Annotated in this window: 11 protein-coding genes and 1 pseudogene; 8 read left to right on the forward strand and 4 right to left on the reverse strand. The window is 73.0% G+C overall.

Annotated elements, in window-relative coordinates; all coding sequences use genetic code 11:
* The first annotated feature begins 280 nt into the window (after window positions 1-280).
* The 3 genes from AB0D67_RS10080 (at window position 281) to AB0D67_RS10090 (ending at window position 3510) form a co-directional block, all read left to right on the forward strand.
* Window positions 281-1309 (forward strand): D-alanine--D-alanine ligase family protein, encoded by a 1029-nt coding sequence (locus AB0D67_RS10080; protein WP_362931983.1) that lies wholly within the window; start codon window positions 281-283, stop codon window positions 1307-1309.
* A 5-nt stretch (window positions 1310-1314) separates the two neighbouring features.
* Window positions 1315-2685, forward strand: coding sequence for a UDP-N-acetylmuramoyl-tripeptide--D-alanyl-D-alanine ligase (gene murF, locus AB0D67_RS10085; protein ID WP_362932116.1), 1371 nt, complete (start codon window positions 1315-1317; stop codon window positions 2683-2685).
* Between the two features lie 132 nt (window positions 2686-2817).
* On the forward strand, window positions 2818-3510 hold the full coding sequence (locus AB0D67_RS10090) for an aspartate/glutamate racemase family protein (protein WP_362931985.1): 693 nt from the start codon (window positions 2818-2820) through the stop codon (window positions 3508-3510).
* A 97-nt stretch (window positions 3511-3607) separates the two neighbouring features.
* On the opposite strand, the gene AB0D67_RS10095 is transcribed toward AB0D67_RS10090, so the two are convergent.
* Genes AB0D67_RS10095 through AB0D67_RS10105 form a run of 3 tightly spaced genes read right to left on the reverse strand, consistent with a single transcriptional unit; the run spans window position 3608 to window position 6259 of the window.
* Window positions 3608-4102 carry a hypothetical protein gene (locus AB0D67_RS10095; protein ID WP_362931987.1) on the reverse strand — a complete coding sequence of 165 codons (495 nt, stop codon included), beginning with the start codon at window positions 4100-4102 and terminating at the stop codon, window positions 3608-3610.
* A complete protein-coding gene (locus AB0D67_RS10100) occupies window positions 4099-5589 on the reverse strand; it encodes a HAMP domain-containing sensor histidine kinase (RefSeq protein WP_362931989.1) in 1491 nt (496 codons plus the stop codon). The genes AB0D67_RS10095 and AB0D67_RS10100 overlap by 4 nt, the downstream gene beginning before the upstream one ends.
* 7 nt (window positions 5590-5596) lie before the next feature.
* The gene (locus AB0D67_RS10105) at window positions 5597-6259 is read right to left on the reverse strand and encodes a response regulator transcription factor (protein ID WP_362932118.1); all 663 of its coding nucleotides are present in this window, start codon (window positions 6257-6259) and stop codon (window positions 5597-5599) included.
* 190 nt (window positions 6260-6449) lie between these two features.
* On the opposite strand from AB0D67_RS10105, the gene AB0D67_RS10110 reads away from it, so the two are divergent.
* Entirely contained in the window at window positions 6450-7454 is a 1005-nt protein-coding gene (locus AB0D67_RS10110) for a serine hydrolase (protein ID WP_362931991.1), read from the forward strand.
* Between the two features lie 89 nt (window positions 7455-7543).
* On the opposite strand, the pseudogene AB0D67_RS10115 reads toward AB0D67_RS10110, so the two are convergent.
* A pseudogene (locus tag AB0D67_RS10115) lies at window positions 7544-8517 on the reverse strand (LysR family transcriptional regulator).
* 110 nt (window positions 8518-8627) lie between these two features.
* Here AB0D67_RS10115 and AB0D67_RS10120 point away from each other — a divergent pair.
* The 4 genes from AB0D67_RS10120 (at window position 8628) to AB0D67_RS10135 (ending at window position 14058) form a co-directional block, all read left to right on the forward strand.
* Window positions 8628-9251 (forward strand): LysE family translocator, encoded by a 624-nt coding sequence (locus tag AB0D67_RS10120; protein WP_362931993.1) that lies wholly within the window; start codon window positions 8628-8630, stop codon window positions 9249-9251.
* A gap of 121 nt (window positions 9252-9372) precedes the next feature.
* A complete protein-coding gene (locus AB0D67_RS10125; protein ID WP_362931995.1) occupies window positions 9373-11937 on the forward strand; it encodes a glycosyl hydrolase family 18 protein in 2565 nt (854 codons plus the stop codon).
* Window positions 11938-12139: 202 nt separating this feature from the next.
* Entirely contained in the window at window positions 12140-12949 is an 810-nt protein-coding gene (gene map / locus AB0D67_RS10130; protein ID WP_362931997.1) for a type I methionyl aminopeptidase, read from the forward strand.
* Entirely contained in the window at window positions 12946-14058 is a 1113-nt protein-coding gene (locus tag AB0D67_RS10135; RefSeq protein ID WP_362931999.1) for an ABC transporter substrate-binding protein, read from the forward strand. The genes map and AB0D67_RS10135 overlap by 4 nt, the downstream gene beginning before the upstream one ends.
* Window positions 14059-14084: the final 26 nt, after the last annotated feature.

Raw genomic sequence — 14084 nt, forward strand, 5'->3', positions numbered from 1 at the left:
CGGCGGGTTCTGTCGTATGTGCAGCGATGACCGACCTCGACAAGAAGCACACCGTCGAGTACTGGGTGCAGGACTACAAGTGACCCGCCTCCGCGCATTTCACGGGACAGCCGCCGGCCGCCGGGCGTGACGACGGCGGCCGGCGCGGCTGTGACACGACCATGACACGGCGCTGACGGGGCGGGGACACGGCCGGTCGACGGTGGACGGAGTCGACCGGCGCCCGCTCTCCGGCGGTGGGTCCGGCCGGCTCCGTGTCACCGAGAAAGGCTGATCGATCGTGACCGAACGCGTACGCGTGGCCGTGCTGGCGGGTGGGCCGTCCGCCGAGCACGAGGTGTCGCTGCAGTCGGCGCAGGCCGTGCTCGACGCGCTGCCGAGGGAGCTGTACGAGCCCGTCGCCGTCATCATCGACCGGCAGGGCAGATGGCCGGTGGAACTGCGACGCGGTCTGGCGGACGTGGTCTTCCCCGCGCTGCACGGGCCGTTCGGCGAGGACGGCGTCGTCCAGGGACACCTGGAGACGCTGGGCATCCCGTACGTGGGCTGCGGCGTCCTGGCGTCGGCCGTGGCCATGAACAAGGTCGCGATGCGCCGGGCGTTCCTGGCTGAGGGCATTCCGGTCACCCCGTACGTGTGGTTCACCGACCATGAATGGCGCGCCGCCACCGACCACCGGGGGCTGGTGAAGCCGCTCGACTGGCCGATGTACGTCAAACCGGCCGGTCTGGGCTCCTCCATCGGTGTCTCACGGGTCACCTCCGTGGACGAGCTGCGCGCGGGCGTGGACCTGGCCCTGACCTACGACCGGGAGGTCGTCGTCGAGCAGGGCGTGACCGCGCGCGAGATCATCTGCGGCGTGCTCGGCGGCCATGACGCGCCGGAGGCCTCTGTGCCCGGCGAGCTCATCGCGCCCGGCGACTGGCTCGACTACGAGGCCAAGTACCTCAGTTCGGCCGAGATCGCCGTCATCCCCGCCGCTCTGCCGGAACGGGTGGCCGAGGAGGTGCGTGAGCTGTCCCTGCGCGCCTTCCGGGCGATCGGCGGCTACGGCCTGGCCCGTGCCGACTTCCTCTACGAGGAGGACACGGGGCGGCTGTACGCACTGGAGATCAACACCATGCCCGGTTTCACCTCCCGTTCCGTCTACGCCAGGGCCTGGGCCGCCGGCGGCGTCCCGTACCCGGACCTGCTGCGCCGCCTCATCGACCTCGCGTTCGCCAGGAGCACCGCCGGAAGCACCGCCAGGAGCACCGCCGGAAGCACCGCCAGGAGTGCCGCCGGCAGCACCACGGGGAGCGGCTCGTGATCCCCATGACGCTGAACGAGATCGCGCGGGTCGTCGGCGCGACGATGCACGACGTACGCGACCCGGAGACGCCGGTGACCGCGCCCTCGGCGGTCGACTCCCGCGAGGTGGCGCCCGGCGGCCTGTTCGCCGCGACGGTCGGCGTCCGCGCCGACGGCCACGACCACGCGGCCGGCGCCGTCGCGGGCGGCGCCGTCGCCGTACTGGCCTCCAGGCCCGTCGGCGTGCCCGCCCTCGTGGTCGAGGACGTCCAGTACGCTCTGGGCCTGCTGGCCAGGCACCTGCTCGGACGCATCAGCCCGACCGTGATCGGCCTGACGGGCTCCGTGGGCAAGACCACCACCAAGGACCTGCTGGCCCAGGTGCTCGAACGGCACGCCGCGACGGTCGCCACCGACAGGTCGTTCAACAACGAGCTCGGCCTGCCGCTCACCGTGCTGCGCGCCGACGCCGCCACCCGGTACCTCGTGCTGGAGATGGGTGCGGGCCGGAAGGGCGATCTGCGGTATCTGACCGGGATCGCACCGCCCCGGGTCGGGCTGGTGCTCAACGTCGGCACCGCGCACGTGGAGCGGATGGGAGGCCGGATCACCGACGTGGCCGAGGCCAAGGGCGAGCTGGTCGAGGCGCTTCCGGCGGACGGGTTCGCCCTGCTCAACGCCGACGACCCGTACGTCCTGGGCATGGCGGGCCGCACCAGGGCGCAGATCCTGCTGTACGGCAGGTCGCCGGAGGCGCGGGTGCGGGCCGAGGACGTGCGGATGCGCGACCGGGCGCGGACGGCGTTCGAGCTGGTGACGCCCTCCGGCCGCGCCCCGGTCGAGCTGGACCTCATGGGCGGGCACCAGGTGGGCAACGCCCTGGCCGCGGCCGCCGCCGCCACCGCACTCGGCCTGGACGCCGCCGGGATCGCCGACGGGCTGAGCGCCGCGCGGCGGCGATCGGCGGGCCGGCTGGAGATCGTGGAACGGCCGGACGGCGTCACCGTCGTCGACGACGCCTACAACGCCAACCCCGAGTCCATGCGGGCCGGGCTGCGGGCGGTGAAGGCCCTGGCCGGCGCCCGCCGTACCGTCGCCGTGCTCGGTGCGATGGGGCAGCAGGCGGACGCCTCCCGCGCCCGGCACGCGGAGATCGGCCGGCTCGTCGCCGACCTCCGCTTCGACGTGCTGATCGCGGTGGGAGCCGGGGATCCGCTCGCGATGGCCGAGGCGGCGGAGGCGGCGGACCGGGGCGTGGCCGTCCACGCCGCCGAGGACGTGACCGAGGCCCTCAGGCTGGCCACCGCGCTTCTCGAACCGGGAGACGTGGTGTTCGTCAAGGCCTCCAGCGAGGTCGGGCTCGGTGCCTGCGCCCGCGCACTGGCCGGCGCCTGACCGCCGGTGCGTCCCCAAGGACCGAGCGGGTCCGGAAAGTCCCTGCCGACGCACCGCCCCGGCCGGTGGCGGCACCGTCACCACGACCGGCACCGATCGGCGTGCCGGCGCAGACCAGCGAAACGGAGTTCCATGCGCGCCATCGGTCTCATCGGCGGATTGAGCTGGGAATCAACGGTGATCTACTACCAGGTCATCAACCGGCGGGTACGCGAGCGGCTCGGCGGCAGCCATTCCGCCAACAGCATCATCTGGTCGGTCGACTACACGACCGTCGAGGACCTCGTCTTCGCCGGCCGCTGGGACGAGGTGAGCGCCCTGCTGACCGACGCCGGCCGGAAACTGGAGGATCTCGGCGCCGAGGTCCTGCTCGTCTGCAGCAACACCTTCAGCCGGGTGAGCGACGACGTGGCGCGGGCCGCGGGCGTGCCCGTGCTGCACATCGCCGACGCCGTGGGCGCGGAGGTCCGGGCCAGGGGGATGCGCAGGGTCGGTCTGCTGGGCACCCGCTTCACCATGGAGCAGCCCTTCTACCGGGACCGGCTGGCCGCCCACGGCTTCGACGTGGTCGTCCCGCGGCGTGAGCAGCGGGAGCTGGTCCATCGCGTGATCTTCGACGAGCTGGTGCGCGGGGTGCTCCGGGAGTCGTCCAGGGACGCGTACGCCCAGGTCGTCGCCGATCTCGCAGCCGACGGAGCCGAAGGCGTCATCCTCGGCTGCACGGAGATCGAGCTCCTGATCACCGAGAAGGACGCGGCCGTGCCGCTGCTGCCGAGCGCCCGGCTGCACGCGGAGGCGGCGGCCGGCTTCGCGCTGGCCCGCTGACGCGCCCTCGCCGCGGTCGCCGCCGCCTGCCGTACGTTCCGCCCGGTCTCTCCGGCGCCACGGCGATCAGCCCGGAGCGGAGGACGGGTCGCCGCCGTCACTCCGGGCAGTCGCGGGGGCCGGCGCCGCGCCCGGCGCCGACGACGGTGACCTGGGCGGGGCCTTCCGGCATCGTGGCGGCGACCGTGCACACGATCTGCGCGACGGCCAGTGCGGACAGCTCACCGGCCGGGACGGACGGGTTCACCGCCACGCGGCCGGCCGGCCCGACGGCCACCGAGAAGGGGACGGCTCCGGGCGGGACGGCGGTGGTGAACCCGTGCGTCCGTTCCGTCGGGGTGGGCCCGACGGCCAGCAACGCGAGCGTGTCCGCCTGGGGCAGCCGGAGACCGGTCCGCGTCACCGCGCGGAGCCGGCCGTTCTTCACCAGGTAGAGGGTGATCTTCATGGCCTGCGCGATGGTCGGCGCGACGGGCCCGCTCGGTGGGTCGCCGGCGGGGATGGCGTCGCTGGGCTGCACACCGCAGCCGGTCACGGCGGCCAGCGACACGAGGCCCGCGGCGAGCGCGCGGCGGGCGGGTCCGGTTCTCACTCGGGGCCTCCGTCCGGTTCGTGTGCCCGGCGCGGCAGGTGCAGCGTGAAGACGGCGCCGCCGTCCGGGGCGTTGGCGACGGTGAGGTCGCCTCGGTGCAGGCGCGCGTTCTCCCGCGCGATGGCCAGGCCCAGGCCGCTGCCCTCGGACCTGGCCCGTGCCGCGCTGGCCTTGTAGAACCGGTCGAACACGTGCGGCAGCACCGCCTCGTCCAGCCCCGGCCCGTGGTCGCGGACCTCCAGGGAGATCCGGTGCGGGTCGGCGCGGAGCCGTATCGACACCGGCGGCTCACCGTGCCGCAGGGCGTTGCCGACGAGGTTGGCGAGGACGACGTCCACCCGGCGCGGGTCCAGCCGCGCCGTCACCCCGGTGGGAAGGTCGGTGCTCACCCGCTGCGACCAGCCCCGGACGCGCAGGGTCGCGCGCACCAGCTCGGCCATGTCGACCTCGTTCAGCGCGAGGGCCGCGACGCCGGAGTCGAACCTGCTGATCTCGATGAGGTCGTTCACCAGAACGGTGAGGTTGAGCGTCTCCTGGCTGACGAGCCTGGCGGCCCGGCCGGCGGGCTCGGGCAGCCGGGCCGCCTCCTCGTCCAGGACGTCGGCGACCGCGGTGAGCGCGGCCAGCGGGGTGCGCAGCTCGTGGGACACGTCGGCCACGAACCGGCGGGCCTCGGCCTCCATCTCGCGCAGCTGCCTGACGTGCCGTTCCAGCTCCGCGGCGGTGTCGTTGAACGTGCGCGCCACCTCCGCCAGCTCGTCGGAGCCGCGGACCGCGATCCTGGTCCGCAGCTCGCCCTCGCCCAGCAGACGCGCCGCCCGGCCGAGCTCGCGCACCGGGCGCAGCACGCCACGGGTGGCCAGCGACGCCAGGAGGACCGCGAACGCCAGGGCCGCCCCGCCGATGAGCCAGGCGCGTGTGGCGAGCTCGTCGATGCTCTGCTGTTCGGGAAGCAGGCTGCGCGCGACGTACACCTCGATGCCGGACATCCGCGCCGCCCCGTCCCGCTCGGTGATCAGCAACGGCGTGCCGATGATCAGGAAGGGGGTGCCCCGCCACACCACGCGTTGCCAGGCGGTGTCGCCGCCGGCCACCACCCGCCGCAGTCCTCTGGGGATCACCCCGGGGTCCAGGACCGGCGGGCTCAGGCTCGGACGCCCCCGTCCCGGAGGCTGGGGCGGGCCCGGCGGCAACGGCGAGTGCGTCCCGCGGTAGACGGCGACCGCGCGCATGCCCTGGTCGGGGTCGGCCGCGGCCTCGGCGATCTCACCGAGCTCCTCCGGGCCCGGCACCGCGCTCCGCAACGGGTAGAGCGCCTGCAGGCGGCCGGTCATCGCCTTCACCGCGGCGTCCTGGGTCCGCTCCAGGATGGCGATGCGGGCCTGGACGTAGCCGCCGCCGGCCACCGCCGTCGCGGTGACCACGCACAGCAGCGCGAAGGCGGACAGCAGCCGGGTGCGCAGCCCCAGGCTCGGCCGAGGCGTCACCGGCGGCTCACACCGGCCCGAACCCACGCACCGTCTGCACGTAGACGGGCGCCGCCGAGTCGTCCTCGATCTTCGCGCGAAGCCGCTGCACGCACGCGTCCACCAGACGCGAGTCGCCGAAGTAGTCGTGCTCCCACACCGACTCCAGCAGCTGCTGGCGGCTGTGCACCCGGCCCGGCGTGCCGGACAGTTCGAGCAGCAGGCGCAGCTCGGTCGGGGCGAGGCCCACCGGCACGCCACGGCGGGAGACCGTCAGCGCGGCCCGGTCGATGGTCAGGTCCCCGTGCCGCTCCAGCTCGGCCTGGTCCCGGCCGATCCGCCGGAGCACCGCGCGGATGCGCGCCTCCAGCACCCTGGGCTGCACCGGCTTGACCACGTAGTCGTCGGCGCCCGCCTCCAGCCCGGCCACCACGTCCATGTCGTCGCCGCGCGCGGTCAGCATGATGATCGGTGTCTCACCGATGGCCCGGATGCGGCGGCAGACCTCGAACCCGTCCATGCCGGGCAGCATCAGATCGAGCACGACGACGTCGGGAAGGTCCGCGCGCAGCCGCTCCATCCCCTGCTCGCCGGACTCCACCGCGCGCACCCGGTGCCCGTGCCGGCCCAGGGCCAGCTCGAGGCCCTCCCGCACGGCCGGATCGTCCTCGATCAGCAACACCCGCGACACGCCGCCGAGCACCACAGCACGCTCCGTAACTCGCCCCCGGTCAACTCCGTCCACTGTCGGCCGGCCGTGTCCCCGCCTCGTCCGCGCCGTGTCATGGTCGTGTCACGGTCGCGCCGGCGGTGGCCGCCGTCGATGAACCATGACATACGGCGGACGACGCGCGCACATCAGGCGCCAATCGTAGTTCGGCATGAGCGAACCACGCATCCTCCCCCGGTCACGGGACCGGCTGTTCTCCGTGCTGCTGCCGGCGGCGGCCGTGTCCGCCGTCCTCGCCGCCACGGGCTGTACGGTCCACGGCGGCGCGCGAGGCCGGCCGTCGCCGTCGTCGAGCTCCAGGCCGGCGCCGGCCACCGCGGCCCGGCCGCCGGCCCTGCCCCGCCCGCCCGCGCTGCCCTGGCCGTCGACGGGGCAGGCGGCGGTCGAGTTCACCGGGCGGGCGAACGGTCTCAGGGTGCACGGCGAGCAGAGGCCCGTGCCGATCGCGAGCCTCACCAAGGTGATGACCGCCCTGGTGATCCTCCGCGACCATCCGCTCGGCGTGGACGCCGCGGGGCCGTCCATCGAGGTCGACCGGCAGGCGGCGATCGAGGCGGGGAACCGGGACGAGTCGACGGTGCCGATCACCGCGGGCCAGGTCCTCACCGAGCGGCGGCTTCTCGAGCTGATGCTGATCCCCTCGGGGAACAACGCCGCGCGTCTGCTGGCCCGCTGGGACGCGGGCTCGGAGCGGGCCTTCGTCCGCAGGATGAACGCGGTCGCCGCCGAGCTGGGCATGAGGGACACCGTCTACACCGGGGCGAGCGGATACGAGTCCACCACGGTCAGCACGGCGGTGGACCAGCTCAGGCTGGCCAGGCAGGCCATGAGGAACCCGGTGCTGCGCGACATCGTCGCCACCGTCAGGACGATCGTCCCGGGCGTCGCGGGCGAGATCGTCAACAGCAACAGGCTGCTCGGGCTGCGCGGGGTGGTCGGCATGAAGACCGGCACCAGCACGGCGGCGGGCGGAGCGCTGCTGTGGGCCGTCCGTCCCGCCTCCGGGGACCGCGACCGGCTGATCCTCGGGGTGGTCCTGCGCCAGGGCGGACCCGGGGACACGCTGGCGGAGAGGAAGGAGGCGGCGTTCGCCGCGAGCAGGAGGCTGATCGCGGCGGCCCGGCGGCACGTGGATTCCGGAGCACCGGCTTCGTGAACGCCCCGGCCGTTCCCGTCGCACCGCGGGTCCCGGCCCCGCGCCCGCACGGCCACGGCCGGCGGAGTCGATCCGGGAACGAGGGCCTTTCAGGCTTCGTGGGGTGGGTTCGGTGAGGGTCGTTCTCCCTGCGGGAGGGCCTCCCAGGTGGCGGTGACGTCGCGGGCGACATCACGCAGGAGGTCGATGAGCATGCCCGCGAGCGGGGTGAGGCCGGTGTCGGTTCTGGTCACGGCGTAGATCCGGCGGTAGGGCCTGGGGTGGGCCAGTTCGCGATGGGTGGTGCCCGGCGTACGGGTCAGGGCCAGGCGTGAGACCAGGGCCACCGCGATGCCCGTGCCGACGAGGGCCTGGGCGACGTCGTAGGACTCGGTCTCGAACCGCACGGCGGGGGTGAAGCCGGCCTCGCGGGCGGCGTCGTGGAACTGTTCGCGGGCGGCATGCCCGGCCAGGATGGAGACCCACGATTCGTCGCGCAGTCGTTCCAGGTGGAGTTCGGTGCCGGCGGGTTGCCCGGTGGCCAGTGGGTGGTCATCGGGGAGGACCACGACCATCGGGTCCGACAGAGCGGATGGGCCCGCAGGTGCGGGGGCGGCGCGAGCGGCGCGCCCCAGGACGCGACGACGGCGAGGTCCAGGCGCCCCGCGCTGATCTCGTCCGCTCCACGTCCGGACACCACGTCCACGACCGAGACGTCGGCGTCCGGGTGGCGGTGCCGCAGGGCCGTCAGGGCGGGTGGCAGCAGGTGCAGGGCGGCGGCCTGGAACGCCCCGATCCGCAGGCGGAGCGAGAGGTGGCCGAGCAGCGCGGCCATCTGCGCCTCGGCGCTGTCCGACGCCTCCTGCACGGTCCGGCCGTGGGAGGCGAGCAGCGCGCCGGCCGCGGTGAGCCTCGCTCCGCGAGGACCGCGGATGACCAGGGGAACCTGCCAGTCGCGCTCGGCCTTGACCACCTGCTGGGTGACCGCCGCGGGCGTGAGGCGGAGCGCGTGGGCAGCCGCCGTCAGGGAGCCGTGCCGCTCGATCAACGCGAGAAGCCGCAGCTGTCCCGGATCCACCACCATTCACCGATCTTAACGCTGCACCCTTCTCTTTTAACTTCTCTTACGGGCGCGAGACAGGAAGCCTGGGGGTGCATCCACCGGCCGCCATCCCTGGAAGGGGCTCTTTTCCCATGCCCACACATGTGCCCGTCTTCGTTCTCACCACCTTGCTGCTGGCGATGCTGCCGGGCGCGAGCCAGGCCCTGATGATCCGGCAGGTCCTGGAAGGCGGGCGACGCACGGTCCGGGGCACGCTCGCGGGCAACGCCACCGGCTTCCTGCTGTGGTCCACGGCCGCCGCGGCCGGGCTGTCCGCCGTCCTGCTGGCCAGTCCCACCGCGTACGCGGCGCTGCGGATCGCGGGCGGCGTCGTGCTGATGATCCTCGGGGTGAAGACGATCCGGACCGCGCTCACCGCCGTCTCCGCCCGCCCGCCCCGCGAGGACGGGCGCCGTACCGGCTTCGCGGGCGGATATCTCACCGGCCTGATCACCAACCTCGGCAATCCCAAGGCGGGTGTGTTCGCCGTCTCGGTGCTGCCCCAGTTCGTGACCGCGGAAGGCCCGGTGTTCCTGTCGACCGTCGCCCTGGGAGCCCTGTGGGCGCTCGTCAGCGCCTCCTGGTACACGTTGCTCACCTGGACCGTCGGCCGGGGGCGGGCCCTGGTGTCGCGGCCGGCCGTCCTGCGGGGGCTCAGCGTGACCACCGGCGTCGTCCTGCTGGGGCTGGGCGTCGCGGTGATGGCAGGCGTCTGAAGGCCGTACGGCCTTGCGTTCCCGATCGTCTCACTGCTGTTTTGGGCCTTGTAGGAGCAGCGGGGCGGAGTTAGCATCCGCCTAATTGTTAGTAAACTTTACTAAAAGTAAGGGTTTCTACATGCGCCGATGCGTCTCCGTTCTACTGGCCGCCGTCCTGGCGATCGCTTTCGCGGCCCTCGCCGCACCCGCCGGCGCCGCCGCCCGCCTCACCGCCGCCTTCACCCTGACCGGGACCCAGGGCAAGTTCGTGGTGAGCAACCCCGGATCGGCCGCGGTCACCGGCTGGACGATCACCTTCGACCTGCCCGCCGGGGTCACCGCCGGCGGCGCCCAGAACGCCACCGTCTCCCAGACGGGGACGCGGGTCAGGCTGACCCCCGCCTACTACATCAACACGGTGCGCGCCGGCGGCGACACCGAGCCCTACAGCCCCACGTTCACACTCAGCGCCGCGGCCCGGCCCACGAGCTGCACGATCAACGGCGCGAACTGCGACGGCAGCGGTGATCCGCCTCCTCCTGACGCGCCCGTCACCGCGACCTACTCGGCCGGCGGGACGCAGGGCAGGTTCGTGGTCGCCAACAACACCGACGCCGCGCTCAACGGCTGGACGATCACCTTCGACCTGCCCGCCGGGGTCACCGCGGGCAACGCCCAGAACGGCTCACTCAGCCAGAGCGGACGTCAGGTCACGCTGAGCCCGGCCCACTACAACACGTCGGTGGCCGCGCACGGGTCCACCGAGCCCTACAGCCCCGCGTTCACGCTCAGCGCGTCCGCCGAACCGGCGAACTGCCGGATCAACGACGTGAGGTGCGACGGCTCGGCCGACACCCCGCCCGCCGCGCCGGGCAACCTGCGCTCACCGGTCAAGACCACCAGGACCGTGTCACTGGAGTGGGACGCCGCTACCCCGGGCAGCCTGCCCATCGTCGGCTACCAGGTCTACAACGGCGCCGCCCTCGCCACGACCGTCACCGGGACGGCGGCGACCCTCACCGGTCTGACCCCGAACACCGAGTACACCTTCACCGTCAAGACCAAGGACCGCAAGGGGACCCTCTCCCCCGCCGGTGCCGCGCTGAAGGTGACGACCAACAACGCAGGCGACGACACCCGGCCGCCCACCGCGCCCACCGGCCTGCGCAGCACCGGCAAGAACTCGTCGAGCGTCTCCCTCGCGTGGAACGCCTCCACCGACGACAAGGGCATCGCCGGATACGAGGTCTACACCGGGACGACCCTGGCCGCGACGGTGACCGGCACCTCGGCCACCGTGACCGGGCTGTCGCCGTCCACCGAGTACACCTTCACCGTCAGGGCCCGTGACCTGTACGACAACGTCTCGGCCGCCAGTGACGCGCTGAAGGTGAGCACCGACGACATCGTCGGCAGCGGCTACGCCAGAGTCGGCTACTTCGTGCAGTGGGGCATCTACGGCCGCCAGTACTTCGTGCGCAACCTCGACACGACCGGCGTCGCGGGGAGGCTGACCCACCTCAACTACGCCTTCGGCAACATCGACCCGGTGAACCTGACCTGCCTGCACGGCGTCACCAAGGGCACCACGGCCGACCCCCAGGATCCGAAGCAGGGTGACGGCGCCGGTGACGCGGACGCCGACTACGGCAGGCCGATGAGCGCGGCCCAGTCGGTGGACGGCGTGGCCGACACCGGCTGGGAGAAGCTGCGCGGCAACTACAACCAACTGCGCAAGCTCAAGGCGAAGTACCCGAACCTCAAGGTGCTGATCTCGCTCGGCGGCTGGACCTACTCCAAGTACTTCTCCGACGTGGCCGCCACCGACGCCTCCCGCAAGAAGTTCGTGAGCTCCTGCATCGACATGTACATCAAGGGGAACCTGCCGGTCTACAACGCCGCGGGCGGTCCGGGAAGCGCCGCCGGGATCTTCGACGGCATCGACCTGGACTGGGAGTGGCCGGGCGCGGAGGGCCACGCCGGCAACCACATCGGCGCCGACGACAAGGCGAACAACACGCTGCTGATCGCCGAGTTCCGCAGGCAGCTCGACGCCCTGACCCAGGAGACCGGCAAGCGTTACCAGCTGACCGCGTTCACCCCGGCCGACCCGGCGAAGGTGGCCGCCGGCTGGGACCTGCCCGAGGTCGCCAAGTCCCTGGACATCTTCAACGTGCAGGGCTACGACTTCCACGGCGCGGGGAGCGACAACTCCTGGGAGCCCAACCGCACCGGCCACCAGGGCAACCTGTACGCCGACACCGACGACCCCTACCCGTTCCACTTCAGCGTCGAGAACGCGGTCGACGTCTACCTCAAGGCCGGGGTGAACCCCCGCAAGATCACCGTCGGCCTCGCCTACTACGGGCGCGGCTGGCAGGGCGTCGCCGACGGCGGGAAATCCGGCGAGTGGCAGCCGGCCACCGGCGCCGCTCCCGGGCAGTTCCAGGAGGAGGCGGGCACCCGGGGCTACGCCAACCTGCTGGCGGGTGTGCCGGGGTGCACCGTCAAGCACGACGAGCAGGCGGTCGCGACCTACTGCCACACCGGCAACGGCGGGCAGTGGTGGACCTTCGACGACGCGTGGTCGATCGGGAAGAAGACCGCCTGGCTGCGGAGCAAGGGCCTGCTCGGCGTGATGATCTGGGAGATGTCCGGCGACCCCGGGGTCCTGACCGCCGCGGTGGACGCGGGCCTGAGGTGAACCGGAGACGGGAACCCGTGAGGCCCGGCGGCGGAGAAAGGAGCGGCCGGAAGAAGCCGTGACACGCACGTGAGATGAACCGCGGACGACCGTCGGGCCGGGCCTCCCCCGCTGTGCCACCGGGGCGGCCCGGCCGCGACCCGATTCTTATACCGGTATAGTATGGCCGGTATAGCTATTGGTTACGTGAGAAGGACGCCGCATGATCGAGATCCTGAGCCCCACCCTGCTGGCCCGCGCGAAGGACACGGGCGCCCTGGTCGCCGACATCCTGCAGACGCTGAAGAGCCGCAGCGCGGTGGGCACGAACCTCATGGACATCGACCGGTGGACCAAGGACATGATCGTCGAGGCGGGGGCGCTGTCCTGTTACGTCGACTACGCGCCGTCCTTCGGGCGCGGCCCGTTCGGCCACCACATCTGCACGGCCGTCAACGACGCCGTGCTCCACGGACGGCCGTACGACTACACGCTCGCCGACGGCGATCTGCTGAGCCTCGACCTCGCCGTCTCCAAGGGCGGAGTCGCCGCGGACGCCGCCATCAGCTTCATCGTGGGCGACACGCGGCCCCCGGAGAGCGTCGCGATGATCAGCGCGACCGAACGCGCGCTGGCCGCGGGGATCGCCGCCGCCGGGCCCGGGGCCCGCATCGGCGACATCTCCCACGCCATCGGCACCGTCCTCCGCGAGGCGGGATACCCGATCAACACCGAGTTCGGAGGCCACGGCATCGGATCGACGATGCACCAGGACCCGCACGTCCCGAACACCGGACGGCCCGGCCGCGGATACACGCTGCGTCCCGGGCTGCTGCTCGCGCTGGAGCCGTGGGTCATGGCCGACACCGCCGAACTCGTCACCGACGCCGACGGGTGGACGCTCCGGAGCGCGACGGGCTGCCGGACGGCCCACAGCGAGCACACGATCGCCATCACCGACGACGGAGCCGAGATCCTCACCCTGCCGGCGCAGACCCGGCGGAACCGTCACGCGGGAGAGGACGCCGCATGAACCCGCGACCGTCGTCACCCGGAGCGGGGCGGACCGATGGGTCATCCGTACGGATCGGCGTCCTCGTACCGCTGACCCGGCCCGGCTGGGTCGAGGCGGGCCGGCATCTGCTCGCCGGACTGGAACTGGCCGTCCGCGAGGTCAACGACGCCGGCGGGATCGCCGGAAGGCCCCTCGATCTGGTGATCCGGGACACCGCGGCCGATCCGCGGAGGGCCGCGGAGGCCGTGGACGAACTGGCCCGCCTGGGCGTGGCCGCCCTGGCGGGCGAGTACCACAGCGTCGTCGCCCGCGCCGCCGCGGCCAGGGCCGACGCCCTCGGCCTGCCGTTCCTCTGCTCGTCGGCGGTCCTCGACGCGCTCACCGAGCAGCCGACGGAACTGGTCGCGCGCCTCGCCCCGGCACAGTCGCGCGGCTGGCGGGTCTACGCGGACTTCCTCCTCGGCGCGGGCCACCGCCGGATCGCCGTGGCGACCCAGCCGAGCGTCTACTGGGCCTCCGGGACCCGCATCCTGCGGGACCACCTCGCTCCCCACGGCGGCGCCGTCGCCGAACTCGACGTGAGCGCACTCACCCCCGCGGAGGTGTGCGACCGACTCGCCGCCGACGGCGCGACGGCCCTCCTCCTGCTGGCGGGCCACCCGGAGCCGGCGGTGCCGATCGTCAGGGCCGTCCGCCGTGACCGGCGCCTCGCCGAGGTCATGATCGGCGCTCCGGCCGGGCAGCCGGAGTTCGCCGGATGGGCGACGTCGCTGGGCGGCGACGGCGCCGCGATCCCGTTCCTGCGCTACCTGCCCGAGCGCCTCGGGCCGCTCGGCGCACGGGTCGAGGCGGCCCTGCGTGAACGGCTGGCCGAAGCGCCCTCCTTCGTCGCCTTCGAGGGGTACGACACGGTCGCCGTCCTCGCCGACGTGCTGCGGTCCCACGGCGCGGACCGGGCGCGCATCGCCGGAGCCTGGCCGCGCGTCGAGGTCGAAGGCACCCGCGGGCCGATCCGGTTCTCCCGCGTGCCGGGCATCGGCGTCCGGCAGTGGGCCTGGGCGCCGATCCAGGTCGCCGACCGGGACCCGGCGAGACCTGATCGCTTCCGGGTCCTTCACACCGGCTGAGAGGCCCCCGGCGCCCGGATCGGTGT

The sequence above is a fragment of the Streptosporangium sp. NPDC048047 genome (assembly GCF_040653115.1).
GTDB lineage: Bacteria > Actinomycetota > Actinomycetes > Streptosporangiales > Streptosporangiaceae > Streptosporangium.